The organism is Candidatus Paceibacterota bacterium (assembly GCA_035652395.1).
GTDB lineage: Bacteria > Patescibacteriota > Minisyncoccia > Phycocordibacterales > CAJBRS01 > JADGRH01.
On the sequence record DASRDX010000009.1, the window covers coordinates 51929 to 76635 of the forward strand.

Consider the following 24707-nt stretch of genomic DNA (forward strand, 5'->3'; position numbering starts at 1 on the left):
AAGCCCTTTGGACTAAAACAAAGGGCTTGGCTTTTATTTAACTCTTCCCTATGAAATTCATAGACAATTTTCTGGACAATATCACCATGTATGGCCTCCTGCTCTACGGCCTTTTAATTCTGGCGGTGATTTCCATTGTCTTAAGTCTTTTTGGTCTTGTGGTCTTTAGTCCGCTCTCTCTAATCGGTGCCCTGCTTACCTTGATTCTGGTCGCTGGTCTGGTTAATTATCTTCTCGGCTGGGTTTTTAAAGTGCCTCTGAATCAAGAATCCTCCCATATCAGCGCTCTGATTCTTTTCTTTGCTCTGACTCCGCTACTGGATCTCCACAGCTTCTATCTTTTAGTTTTGGCGGCGACGCTCGCCATGGTTTCCAAATATCTTCTCAACACGGGCGGTCGGCATCTCTTCAACCCAGCCGCTATTAGTCTAGTCATTTTAGACATTAGCGGTCTGGGCGGTACCGCCTGGTGGATTTCAGTGCCAGTGCTGGTGATTCCGGTAATTATTCTAGGTTTCTTAGTAGTCAAGAAAATCCGGAAGTTTCATCTTTTCAACGCTTTTGCCCTAACTAGTTTGATTGTTTTTCTCATAACCCGCTGGTCAGGAGGTAGTCTACTTTCCAATTTAGAGCAAGCCATTCTTTACAGTCCCTTGATTTTCTTCGGATCGATAATGGTAACCGAACCTTTGACCATGCCGCCTACAAAGATTAGCCGAATCATTTACGGAATTATTATCGGTCTACTTTTTTCTTTATCGTATCGACTGGGACCGATTTATTCCACGCCGGAATTAGCCCTGATTATCGGCAACGTTTTTTCCTATTTTGTCAGTTTTAAGTCGCGGGTTCGTCTGGCATTTGTAGAGAGCCAAACTATCTCCAGTCATACCTTTAATATCACTCTGGAGCCGGAAAGGCCCTTTCAGTACAAAGCCGGTCAGTATATGGAATGGACACTACCTGACGTGTCCTTCAATAAAAAAGGCAATCGCCGCTACTTCACCATCGCTTCTTCGCCAACCGAGTCTAAAATTCATCTCGGTATCAGTTATGATCCGGCTTGGCCAAGCCGGTTCAAGGAGAAATTACTAAAGCTCGGAAAAGGGGACAGCCTGTTCGCTCACGGGGTGGCGGGTGATTTCGTTCTGCCGGATAATTCGGATCAGAAAATGGTTTTCATTGCCGGCGGCATCGGAATAACGCCATTTAGAAGCATGATTAAATATCTTTCCGACAAAGGCGAAAAACGGCCGATCACCCTTTTTTATTCGGTTCACACGAGCTCGGAGTTGGCTTATGAGGATGTCTTCGGCCCGGCCGAGCAAGCGGTCGGTCTGAAAAGAATAAATGTAATCACTGACAAAACGAATAATTCCGGCGAGCCATCGCGAATCACTCCGGATCTGATTAGAAAAGAAGTGCCGGATTATCGGGAGAGACTTTTTTATCTCTCCGGTCCGCCGAAGATGGTAGAAGCTTTCAAGAAAATCTTGACCGAGATGGGAGTTTCAAGATCACAAATTAAGACGGACTTCTTCATCGGTTACGCTTAACTTGCCATTATTAATTTTCCGCTGTAAGGTTAATAAACATTTTCATGAAAATCTGGACATATATTAAAGCTCACAAGATTATTACTGCCATTGTAGTCGTAGTTGTTTTGGTTGGCGGCTATATTGCTTACAAAAAAATTGCGGCCGCCAATGCGCCGACCCAATATATTATGGGCGCTGTTACCACTGACACCTTGGTCGCTTCAGTAGAGGGGACTGGACAGGTTTCGGCTAAAAATCAGCTCGATATCGTCCCTCAAGGCTCTGGCCAAATTGTCAGTATTCCGGCCAAACAAGGGGCGATTTTAAAGGTAGGACAGACCATTGCCGTTATTGATGAAAGGAGTGCCAATGTCTCTTTAGCTCAAGCCAAGGCCAGTCTGGATAGTGCTCAAGCTAATTACAATAAAGTTATAAACGGCGCTACTACGGCCACGGTTAATCAGAGCCAGGTGGGGGTTCAGACTGCCCAAACCAACCTCCAAAACAGTATTCAAAGCGCTTACACCCAGACTGATAATTTAATTAGGACTGATCTGGATAAATTTTTTAACGCCGCCACTTCTTATTCGCCGCAATTCCAAGTTTCTTTTTACGATAGTTCCAGCGGATCCACTATTGTTCTAAAACCCAATGATCAAAATCAAATTCTGACTCTAAATGCCGAGCGAGTGGATATCGGCAAGACCTTAATTAACTGGAGAGCCGATATCAGCGCCACTTCCTCTTTTGATGTTGACGCTCAAGCCGCTCACACCATTCAGTATTTAAATCAAATTCAGAAATTCATTAATGATATCGCCGATGCCGTAAATTCCATTTCTCTTTCCCAGACTAAATATCAAAGTAACATTGATACCTTTAAAACCGATGTCGCTTCCGCCCGCTCGACTGTGACCAATTTAATTTCCAATATTCAAAGCAATCAGCAGGCACTCTCAAGCGCCAGAGCCAGTCTATCTGTCACCACCGCCCCGGCCCGCGCCGAAGATGTAGCTAGTGCCAGAGCCAGTTTGGAGAGCGCCCAAGCTTCCTATCAGGCGGCTTTGAACACTTACAACAACAACATCATTAAGGCTCCTTTTGAAGGCACTTTAGCCGTTCTCAATATCAAGGTAGGAGATGTGGTAGGTGGTTCAACCGTGGTGGGCACTCTGACCACTTCTCAGAAGCTCGCCGAGATTACCTTAAATGAAGTGGATGTGGCCAAAATCGCCTTGGGTGAAAAAGTCACCTTAACTTTTGACGCCCTCCCCGATCTTACTATCGAGGGCACGGTAGCCGAGATTGATACGGTTGGAGCTGTGACGCAGGGAGTGGTGGATTACACCGTTAAGATTGGCTTTGATACGCAGGACACTAGAGTGCTGCCAGGCATGAGCGTTTCCGCTTCCATTGTTACTTTAACCAAACCGAATGTTCTATTAGTGCCGACAGCTGCGGTGAAAACCAGTCCTTCTGGTAAAAGTTATGTTCAGAAAATTCCAGGCATCACTACAGCAGGACCTATCTCAACTAAAACTAAACCGGTCAATGTTCCGGTAGAGATTGGGGAATCAAACAACACCCAAACTGAAATCGTTTCCGGTCTGAATGCCGGAGATGTGATCGTTGTCCGTACACTCACAAGTGGTAGCAGTGTCACAGCTGGAAGTGCCAATTCAGCCAGTGCCGGTAACCGAACCTTCTTTGGCGGAGGGGCTGCCGCTGGAGGCGGCAGCCGAACTATCAGTCGGTAGACGAAGCCTACCAACAAGTCGTTCTCGCGGTCTTAATTAGCACAATCTAATGATTGAATGCCAGCACATCACTAAAATCTATAAAAATGGGGACAATGAAACCTTTGCTTTAAAAGATGTCAGTTTGAAAATTGAAGATGGCGAATTCGTAGCTATCATGGGTCCTTCCGGTTCCGGCAAATCAACTCTGATGCACATTTTAGGGGCTCTCGATACTCCCACTTCCGGCACTTATATTTTAGACGGGGAAGATGTTTCCAAACTTTCCGACGATGAACTTGCCGCCATTCGGGCCAAGAAAATTGGCTTCGTCTTCCAAGCTTTTAATTTATTATCGCGCACTACTGCTATCAGAAATGTGATGCTGCCACTGGTTTACTCGGGCGTAAAAACGACCGAGAGAGAAGAATTAAGTGCGGCAGCCCTGCGGGCCGCCGGCCTCTCCGAAGATCGCTGGCATCACCGATCCAACCAGCTCTCCGGCGGACAAATTCAGCGAGTGGCCATTGCCCGAGCCTTAGTCAATGATCCTTCGGTTATTATGGCGGATGAGCCAACCGGCAATCTCGATTCCAAGACGGGTGAAATCGTTCTCGGAACTTTTGAGAGATTAAATAAAAATCACGGTCGAACCATCGTTCTGATCACCCATGAAGTGGAAGTGGCCGAACATGCTGATCGTATTATTCATTTAAGAGACGGAGAGATTGTCAGTGACAGTAAAAGTCATCAAAAAAGATTGGCTGACGCTAATAAAGTATGAACGTAAAAGATTTATTTCAAGAAACCCGAAGCTCTCTGCTTAGTAACAAGGTCAGATCTTCCCTGACTGTGCTGGGTATTGTTATAGGTATTGCCTCCGTTATTGCCATGTTAGCTATTGGCAACGGCGCTAAAGCTCAGATTCAGTCGAGCATTGAAGGGCTGGGTTCAAATCTTCTGACTATCCTCCCTGGAGTAGTTCAACCCGGCCGAGGTATAGTCTCAAGCGGCCGAGGAGCGGCCCAGAACCTGAAAATTACTGACTTGCCCGTTATCGAGTCAATTCAGGGAATTGGAGCTATCTCACCTGAAGATTCTAAAAGATTTCAGATCGTCTCCTCACTGGGGAACAATACTAACACCACAGTTACAGGTGGTTTGCCTGTTTATTTTGATATTCATAATTTAACTCTGGGTGAAGGAAATTTTTTCAATGATGAGAGCGAAAGAAGCCTGCGACGGCAAGCCGTCTTAGGAGCTACCGTTGCTACCGATCTTTTTGGAGACACTGACCCAGTCGGCAAAGAAATTAAAATCAACAATTCACTCTTTACTGTCGTCGGCGTTCTGACTAAAAAGGGCGGAGTCGGTTTTTCCGGACCGGACGATATGGTAGTGGTTCCGTTAAGTGTCATGCAGAGAATCTTAACCGGTGATGATTTTTACTCCACCATTACGGTGAGCGTCACTGATAAAAACGATACTAATTTAATCAAGGACGAAATCACGGCGGCTTTGGTGGACAAGCACGATGTTACCGAAGCAGATTTCTCCATTATTTCTCAAGAAGATATTTTAGGGACACTTTCTCAAGTTATTAATACTTTCACTTTATTTCTGGCTTCCATTGCCGGCATCTCTCTGATTGTCGGCGGTATCGGGATTATGAATATGATGTTGACAACGGTAACCGAAAGAACTAAAGAGATCGGTCTGCGCAAAGCTATTGGAGCCAAGAAAAATGATATCAGTCAGCAATTTTTGGCCGAAGCTATTGTTTTGACTTTTATCGGAGGTTTAATCGGCACTATTTTAGGCTGGTTGATTGCTGTGGGTGCTTCGGCCACCGGCTTGGTTCAAGCCCGAGTTAGTCTTAGTTCAGTTATCCTGGCCTTCGGCGTCTCCGCTGCTATCGGGACTATCTTCGGCTATTATCCGGCCAAACGGGCGGCTGATATGAATCCGATTGAAGCTCTGCGGTATGAGTAACGAGGGCCGCAGCCGCTGACTACGGCCTCTTCAGGTTGTCTTCTACATTTTGTAACTGCTAGAATACGATATGGCAAAGATTACTCTATTTGGTTTGGCCGGCACCGGCACTAGTTCCGTCGGACGAGCCTTAGCCCGGAAATTAAAATATCAATTCTATTCAACCGGAAATTTTATGCGCGATCAGGCAGACCAACTTGGCCTGACCATCTATGAATTTGATGAAATGTGCCGCAAAGACCCAAACTATGATTTAAATCGCGACAAGATGATTGAGGAATTTGGCAAGAAAAATGACAATTTTATTTTAGATGCGCGTCTCGGCTGGAGATTTGTGCCGGACTCATTAAAGGTGAAGCTTGAATGCGACTTTGAGGAAAGAGTCAAAAGAGTGGCTTTTCGAGACAAAATGGATGTAGAAGAAGTTAAGGCCTTAACTATCAAAAGGGAAGAATCAATCGGCGATCGTTTCTGGCGCTATTATCAGATTAAGGATTCCGGAGACAGTTCTCATTTTGATTTGATTATCGACACGACCAAGATTAGCGCGACCGAAACAATGGATCAAATCTGCCAGCATTTTAATCTCTCTTAAATAGACGGCATGCGCATTATCGCTCACATTGATATGGACGCTTTTTTTGCCGCCATTGAAGAGCGTGACAGACCATATCTTCAAGGGCTGCCGTTAGTTATCGGTGCCGATCCGGAAGGCGGAAAGGGAAGAGGAGTGGTTTCCACGGCCAATTATCTCGCCAGAGAGTACGGCATTCAATCAGCCTTGTCCATTCAAAAGGCCTGGCATTTTTCCGAAACAGCCAAAAAAGCGGGAAAACCAGGAGCCATTTTTCTCTCGGGAAATTATCATTATTACAGCCAGATCTCTTCAACGATTATGAATATCTTGGCCAAATACGGCCCAATAGAAGTGGCCAGCGTAGATGAAGCATATCTAGATTTAAGCTCCTTAAACTCATACAAAGCAGCCGAGAAAACAGCAAAGGAGATTAAAAGGGAAATTAAAAAGCTGGAGAATCTCACAACTTCTATTGGTTTAGGGCCGAACAAGATGATAGCCAAAATCGCTTCAGGTTTTAAGAAGCCGGACGGGCTAACTGTCATCTCGGAAGAGAAAGTTTCCTCCTTTCTTTCTCCACTCTCTATCAGAACCATTCCCGGTATCGGTCCGAAAACGGAAATAATTTTAAATAAATTAAGAATTCAGACTATCGGTGATCTTCAACGACTAGGAAAAACTGAATTAAAGGATCTTTTGGGGAAATGGGGAGAGGAATTATTTTCCAAAGTCAGGGGCATTGATGAATCGCCGGTATTAGAAGAATATCCGACTAAATCGATTGGCGAACAGATCACTTTCGATAAAGACATAAAAGATTATCGGAAACTTTTTCCTATTTTGGAAGAAATGGTCTCACGAATTTGGAAATCTTTTTTAAAAGAGGGATTTAAAGAAGCAGCGCGAGTGGTAATTATCGTTCGATACGCTGACTTTGAAACTAAAACCCATTCTCGAACTTTGAAAACGCCGCTTCAATCATCTAAAGCTTTTTACCTTCAGGCTCTTTCGCTTTTGATGCCATTCTTAGATAAGCGGCGGAACACAGAAGCTAAAAGATTCAGGTTAATCGGTCTGCGTCTGGAAAGGTTATCCTAGAAAATTAATATCCCCATACCTCCTTCAAAATATGGCTATTTTGTGGTATATTTAATTAGTTAAGAACGAAAGGTCGATCTATTAAAAGGCTTAAGATGACAAAAAATATGGCAAAAACTTGGGCAATTATTTTTGGAGTTGTCTTTGTGATTGTTGGTCTTCTAGGATTTATCGGTGGAGCAGGTATTGTTGGACCAACTGGAATTTTCCAGACTAACGCTCTACACGACTGGGTCCACTTTCTTTCTGGCTTAATCTTTCTGATTGTGGCTTTTGCTTCCGCTCGATCTTCGGCTGCTGTTCTGAAAGTTTTCGGAATTGTCTACCTTCTGGTGGCTATCCTCGGATTTGTAGCGCCTTCATTCATGAGTCAACTACTCTTGGGTAATATGGCCGATAACTGGCTGCACGTTGTGCTTGGCATAGTTATCACTTGGGTTGGTTTTGCTGCCGGTAAAGGCAGTGAAATGCCAATGGCTGCTTAAATTTCGATTTGTTTTTTGGAAGCGGCCGTCAAGCATTTTGCTAGCAAAATGCTTGACGGCCGCTTTCCCTTTTGGGGAATATTGCGTATTATTAAAATATGAATAGAAACACTCTTATTATTCTGATTATTGTGCTCCTAATCGTTGTTGTCGGGGCTTTTTTGTTGGTTAAAAATCAGAAGTCCAATTCGGATTTGGTCGGCTCTAATGCCACTTCCACCAACGGTGTTTCTAATTTTTATGAATGCGCGGCCGCCGGTTTTCCTACCACGGAGAGTTATCCTCGCGAATGTCAGGTACCAAACGGTCCCGCCTATATTGAAGACCTCATTCCAAATGGGCCAACCGCCTCATCCAGTCCCTCGGCCATGAGCTACAAGGACGTAGTGAAAGTGACGAATCTCAAAGAGAACGACACTATTAAGAGCCCACTCACTTTAAAAGGAGAAGCTCGAGGCAGCTGGTTTTTTGAAGGCACTTTTCCGGTTCAGATTCTAGACAGCAACAAGGATGTCATCGGCCAAGGGGTGGCTCAAGCTATCGGAGAGTGGGCTAGTCCGGATTATGTACCTTTTAGTGTCACTTTAACTTTTAAAAATAATTCGCCGATTCGATCCGGCACGCTGGTTTTGAAAAAGGACAATCCGTCGGGGGATCCAAGCCGCGATGACTCCTGGAGTATTCCGGTGCGCTTTGCCGAATAAATTATCAACATGGAATCACTAATTCACGCCGACATTTTTTTCTTGATCTCTACCATTGCGCTGGTCATCATCGCCGTGGTTTTGATTGTGGCTTTAATATACGTCGTTCGGATTTTAAATGATTTAAAAAGCATCAGTCGCAAAGTTAAAGATGAAGGAGAAGAGATCATTTCCGATATTCATGATTTTCGCGAGCACGTCAAGGCTGAAGGCTTCAATAAGCTTTACTTTTTCGGTTTTTTCCGGAAACTTTTTGGCCGAGGAAAATCTTCCCATCGCTCCGGTAAGTAGAAGCGGAAACATTCGTCTTAAATAGTAAGTAACTATATTAGTAGCTAATTATTAAATTCATGACCACAAAAAATACAAAGAAAGTAATGACCGGCGTTGGTATCACTGCCGCGGTCGCAGCGGCCGCCGCAGGTGCTTATTATTTTTACGGAACGGCCGACGGTAAGAAAAAGAGAAAGAAGATGGAGGCTTGGGCTATCAAGGCTCGCAAAGAAGTCATCAGTCAGATTGAAAAATTGAAAGATGTTAATGAAGATGCCTATCACCAAATCGTTGATACGGTGACGGAAAAGTATAAGAAGCTCAAAGATGCCAATCCGGCAGAATTAGCTCTGATGGCTCGAGAATTAAAAGGGCACTGGGGCAATATCCAGCGAGAGTTTCAGAAAAGTAAAAGTACGGTAGCGAAAATGGCTAAGGTTAGCCGTAAAAAAGCTCGAGCAGTCAAGCGGGCTGTCAAGGGTGGAAAAGTTGCTAAAAAGAGAAGGGGAAAGAGATAGAATAGTAAGGTGGATCTTGAAACCCTAACTACCAACCATTACGTTTGCGCCGGCGAATGCCGAAGCGTTTCGGAAAATCCCGGAATTTGTCCGGTCAAAAGTTGCTCCAAACATGGAGAGCCGTTAGTTTCCTGTACATGCGAGGATGGTAAGCATGCAGAAATCTGGAACAAACAGACACCGTATCCCACGGCGGAAGGGTTTTAACTAATTACTGATCGAAGGATTCTGGAACGCCGGCGAAGCCGGCGTTCTTTCATTACCTCTTTCATCCAATTCCCATCAATTTTGGAGCAGCTCCCGCTCTTGCCATTAAAAAGCAGGCTTTATAGAATGAAAGTATGGTTTTTCTCCGTCCTATTATTCTCCTTTTTTTAATTCTCCTTGGCGGGTTTCTCTTAACTAATAAATATCCCGAACTGAAAAAATCTCTGACTGAACTCTCGTCTCGTTTAACGGTCAGCAATCTAGAAAACTCCTCCGGAGAGATTGCCAAAATTGTTACTCAAAAAGTAGATACCATTGCCGACAATCTTCCACCGCCATTAAAAATTTTAAACGGTGCGGGAACTAGCACAAACAGTAACGCCGCCACTCTAAACGCCAACGAAGTAATTATTCTGACGAATCAAGAACGAAAAGCAAACGGCAATCTGGCCGCTCTGCATGAAAACGCCAAATTAGACGCGGCCGCTCTGGCCAAGGTCAAGGACATGTTTGCCAAACAATATTTTGAACACACCTCTCCAAGTGGAGTGGGAGTGGGCGATTTGGCTAAAGCAGAAGGTTATCAGTACTTAATGGTCGGAGAAAATCTGGCTCTCGGAAACTTTGCCAGCAATCAGGCCCTTCTTGACGCTTGGATGAATAGTCCGGGGCATCGCGCCAATATTTTAAATGCGAGCTTCACCGAAATGGGAGCAGCGGTAATGCAGGGCACGTTTGAAGGTCGGAAAGTTTGGTTGGCGGTCCAGGAATTTGGCAAACCATTTCCGAGCTGTACTTATCCTGACCAGTCTCTCCTCTCTACCATTCAAACCTTGCAGGCTGATTTAAATAACAAATACCAAGCCCTCCAAGCTAAAGCTGATGAAATTAATAACGCCAATCCTAAATCAGGGGATGCTTACAATCAAAAGGTGGCCGAATATCAATCCATGAAGAAGGCTTATGATGATGAATTGGCGACTGAAAAGGACAATATCGCTCTTTATAACAAAGAGGTTAAAAGTTATAACGATTGCATTGGTAGCACTTAATTTTTATGGCTCAAGCCCTTGCCAATATTAGTTTTGCTCATGTTTTCTCCAGCATCCCAGGCATTTTTCATAATTTTCATTTTCATGACGCTCTGGACATTATTGTAGTAGCTTTCTTCGTCTACGTTATCTTGCTTTTCATCAAGCAATCACGCTCTTATTTTATTTTCAATACACTGCTTCTCCTTTTCATCATTATCTACCTTTCTCGTACTTTTAATTTAGCCTTAACCAGAAAGCTTTTTGAACCGCTCATTACTTTCTTTGCCGTCATCTTTGTGATTGTTTTTCAGCGGGAAATCAGAAGATTTTTCAAATGGTTTATCATTTCTCGGGAAAGATTTGGGCGCCACCTGACTAATTTAAGCGCTGAAGTCTCAAGCGCCATTGTTGAAGCAGTTGGCATCATGGCTAAAAAACGCACAGGAGCTCTGCTAATTCTTTCAGGCGAATATCCTCTGGACGATATTGTAGAAGGAGGCTTTCCTCTAAACGGAGAAGTGTCGGTGCCGCTACTTTTAAGTATTTTTGACAATACGACACCAGGCCATGATGGGGCGGTTTTAATTGAGAACAAGAAAATCAAAACTTTCGGACTTCATCTGCCTTTGGCCGAGGATTTTCGCGGTTTTAAAAATATGGGCACCCGTCATCGAGCGGCCCTAGGTTTGGCGGAAAGATCGGATGCTTTAGTCATCGTTGTTTCCGAAGAACGCGGCATTGTATCAGTGGCTGAAAATGGAGCCTTGCGAACAGTGACGGACGCCCCAAGCCTGCAGGGTATCGTCCGAAATTTTATGAAAGAGAATGTGCAGGAGAATCAGAGTTTTTGGTATTACATTTTAGTCAATAACTTTTTTATCAAAATTCTGTCAGTTCTAATTTCTTTCGCTTTGTGGGTGCTTCTCGTATTTCAGGCCAATGTCGTAACTGAAAGCTTGATTATTCCTCTTGAATTCAGTCACATTCCCTCAAACCTGATCGTTTCAAAAGTAATTCCGGCAGATGTTAATCTCTCCATCAGCGGCAATTCATCGGATCTCCATAATCTTAATCAGAATTCGGTGCGGATTGTAATTGACCTTACAAACGCTGCCGCCGGCACCAAGCAGGTGATCATTACCGGCGACAATATTTCCATGCCTTCTTACATTACTTTGAACAACATTACGCCGAACAAGGTGTTGATTGGATTGCAGAAAGCGGGACCATAAAGAGACACTCCGATAAATTTACTCTTTTAAAAGTCCTCGGATCTCCCGCTCCGTCATTTAAGGTGGTCCAGACTATTTAAAAGAGTAAATTTATCTTCGTTTAGGTGGGAATCAAATCTATTTTGTGTCTTTCAAAAGAAAGGCGTAACGCAAACCTACCAGCATGATTAAGCCAAGAACTAGAAAGACATACTGAAAATCAAAGAAAACTAACACAAGTGAAGCAATAGCAGGTACAAAAATATACGGTAGATTTTTAGTCATACGAAAGAGGCCGATTAGATGAATGTTGGCGACACTGACCTGTTTGAAGAAATAAGATTCAGCCGATATTTCAATGAAGCTCGCCCCAATACGGGTAACAAATAAGAGGATGGTCCAGATGAGGAAATTAGCTTGACTGATGTAGGGAATCAGAATGGTAGAGATAGCCACAATGATAAAACCCATAATCAGAATTTCTTGCTCGCCGTATTTTCTATCTTCGAGCCGCCCAAGCGGAATCTGGAAGAGGATAAAAGGCAGCAACATAATGCTGAACATTATGCCAATCTGCGGCCAGCTGAAACCAACATACTGGTGAAGATAAATAGGCATGTAAATACTCATCCAGGCGTAGAAGAAGTTCAGCAAAAAGTTATCGAATAATATATCGTAGACATTCGGATTATCCGTTAACTCCCGAGCTAGATTTTTGGAATTGGTTTCGTGATACACCTGATCCTTAAATTTGCGGAAATTTGCCGAGATAACATATAGAAGAGGAATGAGAAAGGCTGCACCGGCCAGATAGACTTTCCAGTATTCTGAATTAGTTAAAATCAGGCCGGCCACAAAAGGCACGACAATTGGCGGCAAATTAGTCATGGTCAGAAATATGCCGCGAATATTGCCGGTCTCTTCGTTACGAGAATAATTTTCCAGAAAAATGTCCAGATTAAAAATTAAGATTGGGTTAAGGGCTTGAGAAATAATGAACATGACCGCTATTAGATAAATATTTTGCCCATAGGCTAGCCCAATTAAACACAGAGCTTCAAGGAGAATTAAACCGATCATCAAGCGATAATTGCCGGTTCGGTTGAGAATCTTACCGATATTAAGAAAGATAAAAAGATTGGCGAAAGCGCCCAGACTATAAAGTAATCCCACCAGAGCTGTACTGCCGAAGTAGCTGACTAAATAAGCGGAATTAATGAAGTAAATAAAAAAGAAGTGAATGGAGTAGAGGAGAGCGGAGACATAGATAAGCATGAAGATGCGAATGGTTTTGGGTTGATATACAACAGGTTCTTGGTCCATGAAATTATTTTAACACGCCAGAGCTCTCACTTTGTTTGAGACCGCTCCAGGGGCGCTTGCCCGAGTCTTAGTCTCAAACAAAGTGAGAGCTCTGGCGTGCCCCACACCTTATGTCTCCAAAGAGGGAGGAGGGAGGAGGTTGCGCCTGCGGCGCAACCGCTCTAAACTCCCAAAAGTACCGGAATGACAATCGGCCGTTTAGCCGTTTTCTGAAAGAGAAATTTGCCGACCGCATCAGCGACGTTGTTTTTGACGTACTCGAAATTAATCGGATGCATGCCAGCAGTGTTTTCTTCAATAGTTTTTTTAATGACGAAACGAGCTTGTCTTAATAAGTCTTGGGATTCACGCAGGTAAACAAAACCGCGAGAAATAATATCGGGAGATTTTTTCAATTTACCGGTTTGGGAATTAACGATGGCAAAGACGATAAACATCCCATCCTGCGCCAGCATCTGCCGGTCGCGGATGACAACGTCCTGCATATCTCCAATGGCGAAACCGTCTACCATCACCGTTCCCGACGGCGCTTTTTCTTTTAAGGCCACAATCTTTTGACCCTTATCCTGAATTTCTACTACGGTACCATCATCCGGCACGATAATATTATTTTTTGGAATGCCCAGATTCTCCGCCACTTCAGCATGTAGTTTCAAGCGGTAATGGTTACCGTGAATAGGGATAAAGAATTTTGGACGGAGCTTCCGATGAAGCCATTCAATTTCTCCACGATTGCCGTGACCGGTCGAGTGAATGTAGACGTCCGAAGTCTGAATGGAAATTATCTTGGCCCCGAGACGCGCCAGATTATCCTTTAACTTTTCCACCGACCTTTCGTTGCCCGGCACAATGGAAGAGGATAGTAAGACGGTATCGCGTTCATTAATATGGAAGTGCTTGTGAGTTTTGGTGCCCATGCGCATCAGAGCGGCAAATTCGTCGCCTTGAGCGCCGGTGGCCAGAACCACAATCTTATCCGGCGGATAATCGCCCATGTTTTGAGAGGAAATAACTGTGCCTTTTTTAATTTCCAGCATTTTAGCCTGCTCCAGAATATCAATATTATTTTTCATACTGCGGCCCTCAATTACCAGTTTTTTGCCATATTTCTCACAGGCTTCTATTACTTTCATCATGCGCAAAATATGAGAGGCAAACATTCCGATAATTAGACGCCCTTTAATAGTGCGGATGATTTCGTCCAGATTTTTATGGACTTCTTCTTCCGGCGTAGAAAAACCCGGATTCTCAATATTGGTTGATTCGCCCAGAAAAAGCAGCACTTTTTCTTTGGCAAGTTCCGAATACTCTCGATCTTCCTCTTCTACCGGCTCTCCGTCTTTATGAGTTAATTTAAAATCTCCGGGGTTCACAATGAGACCATAAGGTGTTTCCACCACTACGCCCATTGAGTCGGGAATACTGTGAGTGACTCCGAAAAATCTCACAGACATGTTGCCGATTTTAATCCGGTCATTTTTTTCTACAATCTTGTAGTCAATGGGGGCTAAATGCGGAAACTCGGCCTGCCTTTTCTTAATCATGAAGGCGGTGAGGTTTCGAGTATAAAGTGGAGGATTGCCAATTTTGTCCATGATGTAGGGAATGCCGCCGATATGATCGAGGTGACCGTGAGTAATGATGACGGCCCGAACTTTTTCCTTTCGCTCCTCCAGATATTTGGTGTTGGGCAGAATGTAATCAATGCCCGGAGTATCTTCCTCCTTGAATTTAAAGCCGATATCAATGACGATAATGTCGCCATTAATTTCAATAACCGTCATGTTCTTGCCGATTTCTTCTACTCCGCCAAGCGGAATAATCCGGATATTTTCGCCGACAGGCGGAATTTTACCGGTTTCTTTTCGGCGTTCCATTTCAAGGGTGGGGCGCGTCGGCGCGAAGCGCCGACGCGGCATTGATCTTTTTTTCTTGGCCATAGGTGCCTCCGGCACGGCATGATAGGTGCGAGAACGCCGTCGCGAAGAATGAGCATGATGCTCACCTGGGGCGACCTGTTTTTCCTGAACTTCTTTGATAGCTTCTTTCAGACTGTCTTTTTTTTCTTTTTCTTCTTTCATTGTTAATACTGTAATAAATATTGAGTAATAAGATTATATCGATAGGTAAAAAATAATTTGATAACGCAATGATCGGATTTTATATCATTAGGCATTACCTCATTACTTGTTATTTGTTAAAAATTTTCCAAACTCTTTCTTTTTCCAGATACCAATTTTCAATGCCCAAGAATCGGTCTGAAGAGTTGGTAATATTACCCACCTCGAAACCTCCAAGAGCTTTTGGCACCACGTAAATAAAATCGGGAGTGTAAAGGAAAACTGCCGGCACATCTTTATCTATTTCCGTTTCAAATTTCTGATAATTGGTGACGGTCGTAGCCGGGTCAGAAGCCGCTCTGGCTGCCTCAAGCAACTTATCTACTCGGCTGTTGGTGTAAAGGGCGATATTTAACCCCGGTGCATTTCGTTCAGCCGAATCCCAGAAGCTGTAGACATCGAGGCCCGGTGGAATAATCTCTCCGAAAAGTAAGGCGTCATATTTGCGCGGCTGAATAACGTTTTGATTAAGATCGGCGGCCTCATAAATCTTAATATCAACACTGGCTCCGAGATCCTGCCACATTTTCTGAACCAGATTAGCAGTTTTAACTAAATCTGGCGTATCAATAGTGGAGATAGTTAACTGGAGACGCTCTGTTTTCTTATTAGCGCTCTTCTGTAAGACGCCGTCTGTACCAGTGGCCCAACCATTGGAAGCGAGAAGTTTGCGGGCCTCCGCTAAGCCGCCACTTGAAACCGACGAGGAAGCGCTATCTGAAGTAGAGCTAGTAGCGGCCGGGAGCAGACTTGTTGGAATCGGTTCAGTTAGAGGTTCGGCGTAACCGTTAAAAACTTCTTTGACAATTTCCTCTCGATCAACTGACAGGCTCAGGGCTTTGCGAACTTCCTGATGTAACAGGACCGGATTTTGACTCTGGTTGAAAAAGATGCCGAAAACTCGCGGCAGAGTAGAGGTAGCGATAGCAGTTTTTCCGGAATGGATATAAGCGGCCTGATCTGGAGAAATACTGTTAATGTCCTGCACCTCGTTATTGTTGAAAGCGGTCAGCAAGTTGTTTTGATTGGTATAAATTCTGACAATGATGTCCTTAATGAAGGGCGCGCCACCAGCGTAATTTTTAAACGGCACTAAATGATAATATTCTGGCAGACCTGAAGAATCAGTCTTAATGCTTTTAATCATGTATGGGCCGGAGCCGATCGGAGTGCGGTTGAGATCACTTAGAGTAAAAGAGTCGGCATCACCAGCTTCATTCCAGAGATGTTTCGGCAAGATGCCCAAAGTAGTATTTTGAAGAAAAGGCCCATAGGGTTTCTTTAAAGTAAATTTAATTTCTTTCGGATTAATTACCTGAACCGTCACACCCTGCCAATTAGCTTCTCGAGGACTTTTAATGGTGGGATCTTCCACTTTTAAAACCGTAAATTGCACATCGTCAGCGGTGACGGCTACGCCGTCCTGAAAAGTGGCATCTTTTCTCAAAATAAAATCGTAAGTCAGGCCGTCCGGAGAGACACTGTAGCTTTCGGCTAAATCAGGTACTAATTCGCCCGAAGCGGTGCGCTTCATTAAGCCCGAATAGATAAGTTGAGTCAGATCTCGCCCCGAATCATTGATGGCCAGAACCGGATTGATATAACGCGGATAGCCGACAACACCCTCTTCTAAAGTACCGCCTTTAGCTGGAATCTCTACCATAAAGGCGTTATTCACTTCATTCAAAAGTAGTAAGGCTGACAAGGCAAAGAGTCCGAAAAACGTATAAAAAACCAGTTTTTCCGCCAAACCAAAGGACTTAATGGCCAGACGCAATTTTTCCGTCTTGGGGATACGCCACTTGTGAGGGCCGATTTTTTGAAAGGAGGTTTTTAAATTCACAACAAAAGATTAACTGAAAATAGAATAGACTTCCGGCTTGATGGGTTAAGTCGTTAAAGACTAATTAAACAACCAAGGCCAGGAAGGCCGATAAAGCGAATAGAATAGATATGACAATAGTTGATATAAATAAAGTTCTCTCAAAACCGCGACGCGTGCGATGAACGGAACTGAAGTTATCACCACCAAAAGCGGCTCCGACGGAAGCGTCCGACTGTTGCAGCAAAATAGCGACGATTAACAGAATCGACAAAACGATCTCAATATAGGGCAATATTCCGGAGAGAAACTGCATTTAAGCCAGTATACCAAGATCCGACCGATATGGCAAGTTGAAAATTAGTCCTAAATCTTCTATATTAAAAAACTACTCAGACTGTTCGAATTCGGGCCAGAAGCTTAAGGCCCGCAAATTATTCTATTATCAATTTATTTCGCTAGAAAATATGCCAAAAGAAAAGAATCGAAAAAATGGAAATAACAGAGGAGAAAATTCCGTTAGAATCAAACCGCTTGGCGATAAGATTTTACTGCGCCCGATTAGTACCGAAGAAAAAAAATCCTCTTTCGGAATTATTATCCCCGAGACTGTCAGCAAGGAAAAACCGGAGCAGGGAAAAGTAGTGGCTGTCGGAGAAGGTAAATTTGATGAGAGCGGCAAGCTTATTTCGGTGCGGGTGAAAGTGGGCGACAGAGTCCTCTTCTCCAAATACGGTTATGATGAAATCAAGATCGACGATGAGGAGTATCTAATTGTTTCAGAGAATCAGATTTTAGCAGTCATTAAGTAATCATTTAAAATATGGCCAAAAGAATTATATACAATGAGGAAGCTCGAAAACTTTTAAAAAATGGCGTTGATGCAGTAGCTAACGCCGTCAAAATTACTATTGGCCCGCGTGGCCGTAATGTGGTGTTGGACAAAGGTTACGGAGCGCCAACTATTACTAATGATGGGGTTTCAATCGCCAAGGAGATCACTTTGGAAGATAAATTTGAAAACATGGGGGCGGAGATTATTAAAGAAGTGGCTACTAAAACTAACGAAACAGCCGGAGACGGTACCACCACTTCAGTTATTTTGGCCCAGTCTATTATTAATGAAGGAATGAGGCATACCACCATGGGAGTAAATGCCATGGCTCTTCGCTCCGGTATTGAGAAGGCGACTGCCGATGTGGTTAAGGCCCTCCAAAGCATTGCCAAACCGATTAAAAATAAGGAGGAAATCAGACAAGTTGCCACTATTTCCGCCGAATCAGCTGAAATTGGCAAGTACATTGCCGACACTATTGATAAGGTAGGGAAGGACGGAGTGGTAACGGTGGAAGAATCTCAGACTATTGGTATCGATTCGGAAGTGGTGGAAGGTTTGGAATTTGATAAAGGTTATGTTTCGCCGTACCTCATCACTAATACCGAAAGAATGGAGGCGGAATATCGGGATCCAGCCATTTTAATTACTGACAAGAAAATTTCTACGGTTAAGGAAATTTTACCGCTTCTCGAAAAACTGGCCCAGAGCGGTAAGAAAGATCTTGTTATTATTGCTGAAGACGTTGATGGTGAAGCACTGGCCACCTTCATTGTTAATAAACTGCGGGGCGGTTTCAATGTCTTGGCTGTTAAAGCGCCGGGGTATGGCGATCGTAAAAAAGAGCAGCTTGCTGACATTGCCATTACTGTCGGTGCGCAGGTGATTTCAGAGGAGCTTGGAGTAAAACTTGAAAATGCCGAGCTCAATATGCTTGGCCGCGCTAATCGAGTGGTAGCTACTAAAGATAATACGATTATTGTCGGCGGCAAAGGTAAGAAAGCTGATATTGAAAAGCGAGTTTCATCACTGAAGAAACAGCGCGAAGCCAGTGATTCCAGTTTTGATAAAGAGAAGCTCGAAGAGAGAATTGCCAAACTTTCCGGCGGGGTGGCTGTTATTCGAGTGGGGGCGGCCACGGAGACGGAAATGAAATATTTGAAATTGAAAATTGAAGATGCCGTCAACGCCACCAAAGCGGCCATCGCTGAAGGAATTGTGGCCGGAGGTGGAAGCGCTTTGGTGCGTGTGGCCGAGATGATTGGTCGCGGCCACAAAACCAACAGAGCGGCCGCGGCCTCAAACGCCGAAGCCGATCTAGGCTACAGCATTGTTATCCGAGCTCTCGAGGAGCCGCTTCGACAAATTGCTCTAAACTCTGGCAAGGACGACGGCTCGGTGATCGTGGAAAAAGTAAAAAGCGGCAAAGGTAATGCCGGCTACGATGCCATGAAGGATGAAATCGTGACCGATATGATAGCGGCCGGAATTATTGATCCGGTAAAGGTGACTCGAAGCGGTATTCAGAATGCCGCCAGTGCTGCCGCCATTCTCTTAACTACGGAAGTGGCCATAGCTGATCTGCCGGAAGAGAAGAAACCTGCCGCAGGGATGGGCGAGATGGGAGGAATGGGATACTAAAAGATTAAGAGGGAGATTTAAAAGGGCCGCCGAAGGCGGCCCTTTTAATAACTCTCCATTCTCATAAAAATGCTATAATGACTTTCTTATGAAAGAGGGAAGAAGCGGCTTTATGAGCATGGCCATTGGCCTAGTTCTCATCCTTATCGGATTCTCACTTTGGGAATACGTCGCTTTTACTTTGCAATCTAAGACTCCTTCTCTTACTGCCTCTTCCACTTCTTCAACTACCTCAAATCAAATTCAGATTGCCGGCTGGAAAACCTATCAGGATAATCAGGCTGGGTTTTCCATTCAGTATCCGCCAGATTTTTCTTTGACCGAGGAACCGGGTCAGAGTGTTTCACTAGTAGCCCCAATCAAAAATTATTTTCATACAGTACTTGCGAATGAAGCCAGCCTGACTATCTTTGATGCCAGCTCCACCTGCCCGAAGCTTGAGGAAGAAACATATTCTTCTCCTACTAAATCAACCGTTTCTTCTCCCGCCGGCACATTTAGTAGAAGCAGCTGGGCCGGTGTGGGCGCTGGTCAACTCTACGATTCTGTTCACTACACCTTAATCAAGAACAACACCTGTTATTCAATGCTTCTCTTAATTCATAGCACTAATGGCGCCGGTTTCTATTATTCGGACCCCGATCAAATTGCCGAAGTAGACGCTCAAGAAGCTAAAGATAAAAGTGCCTTTATGCAGATTATGGATCGAGTCGTTTCAACTTTTTCCTTTACTAAATAATCTTTAAATATGCTCACCATCATCATTATCGTTCTTGCCATTTTACTCGGCTGGTTCATTGCCAGTTACAACGGTTTTATCCGACTGACCCAACGAGCTCGAGAAGCTTGGGCAGACATTGATGTTCAGCTCAAGCGCCGTCACGATCTTATTCCCAATTTGGTTAATACAGTTAAAGGCTACGCTTCTCATGAGGCCGGCGTTTTTGATCAAGTAAGCACTGCGAGAAGTGCCGCCATTAATGCCACTAACACCGGGCTGGCCGCTCGAGCGGCGGCCGAGGGCGAATTATCAGCCGCCCTCGGCCGCCTCTTTGCCGTCGCCGAAGCCTATCCAGACTTAAAAGCCAACCAGAACTTTCTGGAACTTCAGCGCGAACTTGAAGACACTGAAAACAAAATTCAGGCCGCTCGACGTTTTTACAATACCAACGTACGCGACCTTTCTATCAAGCTTTCCACCTTCCCTTCAAATCTTATTGCCAGCCTCTTTCACTTTAAGGGGATGGATTACTTCCAGCTCGGAGATTCACCGGAAGATAAAGCTGCACGCGAGCCGGTAGAAGTGAAATTTTAATAGGAATATCTCGCCTCAACGAATGGCTTCTGAAGACAAATCTAAAGAGCTTCATCGCATTGCCGTTACCGCCATTATTTATAAAGACGGCAAATACTTAATCACTAAACGGGCGCCGACAGAAAACGCCTTTCCCAATATGTGGACGGTTCCCGGAGGTGGTCTCTCAACCGATGATTATATGAGTACTCCAGAAACTCATCCAAACCAGTGGTATTACGCCCTGGAAAAAAGTTTACGAAACGAGATTCGTGAGGAAGTTAATTTGGAAATTGAAAAACCGGAATATTTACTGGATTTAACCCTGGTCCGGCCGGATAAAACTCCGGTCTTAGTCTTGAGTTTCTTCGCCGCTTATAAATCTGGAGAGGTGAAACTCAATGAAGACTCCACCGACTTTGCCTGGGTTAGCTTTGAAGAAGCGAAAAAGTACGATCTTATCCCAGGGATTTTGGAGGAAATTGAACTGGCTGACAAACGTCTTTTTAAACATCCTCTCCCTTCAGAATAAAATTTGGAGGAAGGCACCGGACCGAACAATTTTATGGCCTCACTCTACACTCAACAAGATTCAAACATCGCCAAAACCTGGATTTTAATGATTATCTTTTTGATAGTGCTTCTAGGCATTGGTTATTTCTTCAGCTACTACTATCAAAGTCCAAGTATTTTATATTTCGCTTTTATTTTTAGCCTGATCATGAATATCGGCAGTTACTGGTTTTCGGACAAGATCGTGCTCGGTATTTCCCGCGCTAAGCAAGTAACTAAGGCTGAAGCCCCCGATCTTTATAATGTGGTGGAAAACCTTTCAATCACCGCCGGTCTTCCAATGCCGAAAATTTACATTATCAATGATCCGGCGCCGAATGCTTTTGCTACTGGCCGCAATAAGGATCACGCCGCCGTGGCTGTTACTTCGGGCCTGCTTCAAATGATGAACAAAACGGAACTTGAAGGAGTAATTGCTCATGAGCTTTCGCATATTGGCAACCGGGATATTTTGCTTTCTACGGTGGTAGTAGTGCTGGTGGGCTTAATTACTTTGCTGTCTGATTTTTTTCTGCGGCTGTCGTTTTTTGGAGGCAACCGTAGTCGGGATAGGGAAGGCGGCGGCGCTATTCTGGCACTGATTGGTGTCGTGCTGGCCATTTTAACTCCGATAATTGCCACCTTGCTTCAGTTAGCCATCTCGCGCCGCCGCGAATCCCTTGCTGACACCAGTGGAGCCTTGCTCACACGCTACCCTGAAGGTTTGGCTTCGGCCTTGGAAAAAATTGCCGCCTATAAAGTGCCAATGAAGCACGCTAATAATGCCACCGCTCATCTTTATATATCGAATCCTTTTGGACCGGATAGCCGCCGGCTTAGCGGTATCTCCCGCCTTTTCATGACTCATCCGCCTATTGAAGAAAGAATTGCCGCCCTTCGCCAAAGCGAACAATCTTGATTTTTATTGAACCACGAAAGGCAAGATGAGATAATAAGAGAGGATTATGAGAGAAGACCCTCCAGAACTATCCAGAAAACTTCAAAAAGCTGTTCGAATGATGAAAGAGGACGGCGAGATCGAATCTATTGAAATTGAGGGAACGGATATTACCCTTTGGCCAATAGAATCAAAGAGAGCTCAAGAGTTAAGAAATGATTCTCGTTTTCTCTCTAGCTACTATAGTTTTGAAAATAAAACCGTTTTGCGAATTGAAGGGAAAACAGAGTTTGACTAACTATCTGTCAGAAGGCAGGTAGTTTTTATATAGACGAATAAATAAAATCGCCGCATCTTTAGATAATGCGGCGAAAAAGTCAGGATTAAGGTGGCGAGACAAGAACTTGCCGATCGACAAACTTGATTTGAACGTTACAACGACGCTTGAAAACTCGCTTGACCACTTTTTGAAAGAGAAGATCGGCTTTCTCGTCTTCCAGCTGTATACAAAAAATCTTTCTTACACGGTCAAACCGATTACGTAAGTCTTTGAGTTCGTTTCCGAAAATGATGTCTTCTGGTTTTGCTGTGTTCATCTACACTCTCATTACCACAGCTATTTAAAATGTCAAGGCTAACCCTGGTTCAATTTTGCTAAGATATCTTTATGACCACAAAAAATATTGCCGGAGGCACCGTTCATAAATTACCGACGGACTTGCGAAAATCTATTATTTCTTCGCCGAAGGCTCTTTCTGCTTGGCAATCTCTAACGCCTATTGCTCGAAACGAGTGGATCTGTTGGACCATATCTCCCAAAAAGTCAGAAACCCGGGAGGAGCATGTTCGACGAGTTCGTTCCGAGCTTATCGAAGGCATGCGCCGCCCTTGTTGCTGGCTCGGCTGTATTCACCGCAAAGATAAAAAAATTAGCCGATCAGTACAGTGGGTACTTGATAAGAAAAAGAAGGGGAGGTAATTTGTTTAAAAATCCGAGGGGATTCGCCCGCGAGTAAATTTTTGCTACCCGCAAAAATTTCTCTGGGCACCGGCTCGCGGCCTCGCGTGCTCGCTCGGCATCCGCTCCGCCATTCGAATCCCTCCCTCTCAGAGTCAGACGCCTTGCCGCAGAGTGATGCAGATCACTCTTTGCAAGTCGTTGCGGAGAGGGAGGGATTCGAACCCTCGGTACCCTTACGAGCACACAGACTTTCCAGGTCTGCCCATTCAACCACTCTGGCACCTCTCCAATTAAGAATTCACTAACTTAAGCTATTTTGACACTAAATTCAACAGATTGAAAATATTTTCTCTTCATGTCAGTATCAAATCAGACAGAAAGACAAAATGTATCTATTCAATCTCGGAGCGAACCTTTACATTCTGGTTCTGACAGGCGGCCCTTGCGGTGGTAAAACCTCAGGTTTGCCCTACATCATTTCTAAACTCTCGGCTCGCGGCTATAAAGTGCTAGTGGTCTCTGAAGTGGCCACCAAATTCTTTTCTAGCGGCGTCGGTATTGGCGAACACGATCTCACTAGTTTGGAATTTCAGGAAGCAGTCCTTCGAAATATTCTTTCCGAAGAAGCGGCTGTTATTGAAATAGCTAAAATCTATCGAGATAGAGGTCAGAAAGTGGTAGTTCTCTGTGACCGAGGCACGATGGACGGAGAGGCTTATATCGGAGCCGAAGCTTATCAAAAACTCATCCTGAAAATCGGGGAAACTCCGCGGAATCTTTGCGAAGGACGCTATCACGGCGTTTTTCATCTTCGCACGGCGGCCGATGGCGCGGAGGAGTTCTATACTTGCGAGAACAATGAAACTCGTCGCGAAAACGTCGATGAAGCTCGCATATTGGACATGAAAACTCTCAATGCTTGGAGCCGCCATTTTCGGCCGCGAGTAATCGATAACAGTACTGATTTTCAGGGCAAAATGAAAAGGCTGCTTCAGGAAATCTGCTGTTGTATTGGTGAGCCAGTCCCTTCGGGAGTGGAGAAGAAGTTTCTGATTAAGAATTTTGATCAGAATCTTCTAAAAAAGCTGAATGTGCCACTCCACCGAACGGAGATTACTCAGACCTATCTTCTCTCTGACCTGCCGGAAAATTCCAGACGGGTTAGAAAACGCGGTACAGCGGAAGAAGGTTTTCTCTACTTCTTTACTTTGAAGAAAGAAGAACCCGATGCCAGCCGCTTGAGTCATGAGAGGATAATTGACCGGAGAGAGTACGAAACCCTGTTGGAATTTAGCGATTTCTCTCGAAGAGTCATTCGAAAAACTCGAAACTGCTTCTTCTGGCGCAATCAGTTCTTTGAACTTGATTTGTTCTCAGACGGTCTCGTCATTCTTGAGGTCGAGCTGACTGAAGAGAAGGAGGAGATGGAGCTGCCGCCACTCGGAGTCTTGGAAGATGTCACGCATAATCCAAGATATCGGAATAGTCAGCTGGCCAGAAAAGTTTAGAGAGCCGGGCGCCCTTTCAGGCGGCGCCCGGCCTTTTAATTTTAGTATTGCAATCTCGGCCGCAGACGTTAAAATATCAGCGGAAATGAAAGACGACGACCAAGCTAAAGAACTTTATGAGCGAACCCGCCAAAATTTGGCAGAGCTTCTTAACACCCGAGGAATTACTACTCTCGAGCAGCTAGCTCCATATAGGGAATCGGAACCAGCCACTTACAATAAAATTATTCAACTTTTCGGCCAAGTAACCGCTTGTCAAAGGCTTTTGCAAATGGACGAAGCCGAGAAGAGAGAGTCAATTAAAAAATCCGGTATCCCTATCGGACTGCTAATGGCCGCATCGTAGATGCGGCATTTTATTTAAATAAAATGAGCGTCGA

Annotated in this window: 27 protein-coding genes and 1 tRNA gene; 22 read left to right on the plus strand and 6 right to left on the minus strand. The window is 44.4% G+C overall.

Annotation, left to right across the window (positions count from 1 at the left end):
• The first annotated feature begins 50 nt into the window (after nt 1-50).
• The 12 genes from VFA52_00405 (at nt 51) to VFA52_00460 (ending at nt 11394) form a co-directional block, all read left to right on the plus strand.
• Entirely contained in the window at nt 51-1556 is a 1506-nt protein-coding gene (locus VFA52_00405; protein HZS42670.1) for an oxidoreductase, read from the plus strand.
• A 44-nt stretch (nt 1557-1600) separates the two neighbouring features.
• A complete protein-coding gene (locus tag VFA52_00410) occupies nt 1601-3295 on the plus strand; it encodes an efflux RND transporter periplasmic adaptor subunit (GenBank protein ID HZS42671.1) in 1695 nt (564 codons plus the stop codon).
• Nucleotides 3296-3344: 49 nt separating this feature from the next.
• On the plus strand, nt 3345-4058 hold the full coding sequence (locus VFA52_00415) for an ABC transporter ATP-binding protein (GenBank protein HZS42672.1): 714 nt from the start codon (nt 3345-3347) through the stop codon (nt 4056-4058).
• Complete coding sequence (locus tag VFA52_00420) at nt 4055-5266, plus strand: ABC transporter permease (protein ID HZS42673.1); 1212 nt, start codon at nt 4055-4057, stop codon at nt 5264-5266. Before VFA52_00415 ends, VFA52_00420 begins: the two co-directional genes overlap by 4 nt.
• A 70-nt stretch (nt 5267-5336) precedes the next feature.
• The gene (locus VFA52_00425; protein HZS42674.1) at nt 5337-5861 is read left to right on the plus strand and encodes a cytidylate kinase family protein; all 525 of its coding nucleotides are present in this window, start codon (nt 5337-5339) and stop codon (nt 5859-5861) included.
• A gap of 9 nt (nt 5862-5870) precedes the next feature.
• Nucleotides 5871-6941: a DNA polymerase IV gene (dinB, locus tag VFA52_00430; protein HZS42675.1), complete on the plus strand. Its 1071-nt coding sequence runs from the start codon at nt 5871-5873 to the stop codon at nt 6939-6941.
• Nucleotides 6942-7036: 95 nt separating this feature from the next.
• Complete coding sequence (locus tag VFA52_00435) at nt 7037-7426, plus strand: DUF4383 domain-containing protein (GenBank protein ID HZS42676.1); 390 nt, start codon at nt 7037-7039, stop codon at nt 7424-7426.
• 98 nt (nt 7427-7524) lie between these two features.
• Nucleotides 7525-8130: a Gmad2 immunoglobulin-like domain-containing protein gene (locus VFA52_00440; GenBank protein ID HZS42677.1), complete on the plus strand. Its 606-nt coding sequence runs from the start codon at nt 7525-7527 to the stop codon at nt 8128-8130.
• Nucleotides 8131-8139: 9 nt separating this feature from the next.
• Nucleotides 8140-8421, plus strand: coding sequence for a hypothetical protein (locus tag VFA52_00445; GenBank protein HZS42678.1), 282 nt, complete (start codon nt 8140-8142; stop codon nt 8419-8421).
• Nucleotides 8422-8480: 59 nt separating this feature from the next.
• On the plus strand, nt 8481-8921 hold the full coding sequence (locus VFA52_00450) for a hypothetical protein (protein ID HZS42679.1): 441 nt from the start codon (nt 8481-8483) through the stop codon (nt 8919-8921).
• 341 nt (nt 8922-9262) lie between these two features.
• Complete coding sequence (locus tag VFA52_00455) at nt 9263-10180, plus strand: CAP domain-containing protein (GenBank protein ID HZS42680.1); 918 nt, start codon at nt 9263-9265, stop codon at nt 10178-10180.
• A gap of 5 nt (nt 10181-10185) precedes the next feature.
• The gene (locus VFA52_00460; GenBank protein HZS42681.1) at nt 10186-11394 is read left to right on the plus strand and encodes a diadenylate cyclase; all 1209 of its coding nucleotides are present in this window, start codon (nt 10186-10188) and stop codon (nt 11392-11394) included.
• Between the two features lie 117 nt (nt 11395-11511).
• On the opposite strand, the gene VFA52_00465 is transcribed toward VFA52_00460, so the two are convergent.
• From VFA52_00465 to secG, 4 genes are all read right to left on the minus strand, one after another.
• Entirely contained in the window at nt 11512-12696 is a 1185-nt protein-coding gene (locus tag VFA52_00465) for an MFS transporter (protein HZS42682.1), read from the minus strand.
• Between the two features lie 161 nt (nt 12697-12857).
• Nucleotides 12858-14777, minus strand: a complete 1920-nt coding sequence (locus tag VFA52_00470; GenBank protein ID HZS42683.1) for a ribonuclease J — start codon at nt 14775-14777, stop codon at nt 12858-12860.
• Nucleotides 14778-14886: 109 nt separating this feature from the next.
• Nucleotides 14887-16659, minus strand: a complete 1773-nt coding sequence (locus VFA52_00475) for an ABC transporter substrate-binding protein (protein ID HZS42684.1) — start codon at nt 16657-16659, stop codon at nt 14887-14889.
• Nucleotides 16660-16723: 64 nt separating this feature from the next.
• The gene (secG, locus tag VFA52_00480) at nt 16724-16954 is read right to left on the minus strand and encodes a preprotein translocase subunit SecG (protein ID HZS42685.1); all 231 of its coding nucleotides are present in this window, start codon (nt 16952-16954) and stop codon (nt 16724-16726) included.
• Nucleotides 16955-17105: 151 nt separating this feature from the next.
• Between secG and VFA52_00485 the strand changes: the two genes are divergently transcribed.
• From VFA52_00485 to VFA52_00515, 7 genes are all read left to right on the plus strand, one after another.
• On the plus strand, nt 17106-17450 hold the full coding sequence (locus VFA52_00485; GenBank protein HZS42686.1) for a co-chaperone GroES: 345 nt from the start codon (nt 17106-17108) through the stop codon (nt 17448-17450).
• An 11-nt stretch (nt 17451-17461) separates the two neighbouring features.
• Nucleotides 17462-19114, plus strand: coding sequence for a chaperonin GroEL (gene groL, locus VFA52_00490; protein HZS42687.1), 1653 nt, complete (start codon nt 17462-17464; stop codon nt 19112-19114).
• A gap of 88 nt (nt 19115-19202) precedes the next feature.
• The gene (locus tag VFA52_00495) at nt 19203-19853 is read left to right on the plus strand and encodes a hypothetical protein (protein ID HZS42688.1); all 651 of its coding nucleotides are present in this window, start codon (nt 19203-19205) and stop codon (nt 19851-19853) included.
• A 9-nt stretch (nt 19854-19862) separates the two neighbouring features.
• Entirely contained in the window at nt 19863-20429 is a 567-nt protein-coding gene (locus VFA52_00500) for a LemA family protein (protein HZS42689.1), read from the plus strand.
• A 22-nt stretch (nt 20430-20451) separates the two neighbouring features.
• On the plus strand, nt 20452-20940 hold the full coding sequence (locus VFA52_00505; protein ID HZS42690.1) for an NUDIX domain-containing protein: 489 nt from the start codon (nt 20452-20454) through the stop codon (nt 20938-20940).
• A gap of 33 nt (nt 20941-20973) precedes the next feature.
• Nucleotides 20974-21879 (plus strand): M48 family metallopeptidase, encoded by a 906-nt coding sequence (locus tag VFA52_00510; protein ID HZS42691.1) that lies wholly within the window; start codon nt 20974-20976, stop codon nt 21877-21879.
• Nucleotides 21880-21925: 46 nt separating this feature from the next.
• The gene (locus VFA52_00515; GenBank protein ID HZS42692.1) at nt 21926-22156 is read left to right on the plus strand and encodes a hypothetical protein; all 231 of its coding nucleotides are present in this window, start codon (nt 21926-21928) and stop codon (nt 22154-22156) included.
• An 85-nt stretch (nt 22157-22241) separates the two neighbouring features.
• Here the strand turns inward: VFA52_00515 and VFA52_00520 are convergent, their stop codons facing one another.
• Nucleotides 22242-22454, minus strand: a complete 213-nt coding sequence (locus VFA52_00520; protein HZS42693.1) for a hypothetical protein — start codon at nt 22452-22454, stop codon at nt 22242-22244.
• A 71-nt stretch (nt 22455-22525) separates the two neighbouring features.
• On the opposite strand from VFA52_00520, the gene VFA52_00525 reads away from it, so the two are divergent.
• Complete coding sequence (locus VFA52_00525) at nt 22526-22837, plus strand: YdeI/OmpD-associated family protein (GenBank protein ID HZS42694.1); 312 nt, start codon at nt 22526-22528, stop codon at nt 22835-22837.
• Between the two features lie 183 nt (nt 22838-23020).
• On the opposite strand, the gene VFA52_00530 is transcribed toward VFA52_00525, so the two are convergent.
• A tRNA-Ser gene (locus VFA52_00530) sits at nt 23021-23107 on the minus strand.
• Nucleotides 23108-23205: 98 nt separating this feature from the next.
• Between VFA52_00530 and VFA52_00535 the strand changes: the two genes are divergently transcribed.
• Nucleotides 23206-24327, plus strand: a complete 1122-nt coding sequence (locus VFA52_00535) for an AAA family ATPase (protein ID HZS42695.1) — start codon at nt 23206-23208, stop codon at nt 24325-24327.
• Nucleotides 24275-24673, plus strand: a complete 399-nt coding sequence (locus VFA52_00540; protein HZS42696.1) for a hypothetical protein — start codon at nt 24275-24277, stop codon at nt 24671-24673. The genes VFA52_00535 and VFA52_00540 overlap by 53 nt, the downstream gene beginning before the upstream one ends.
• The last annotated feature ends 34 nt before the right edge of the window (nt 24674-24707 follow it).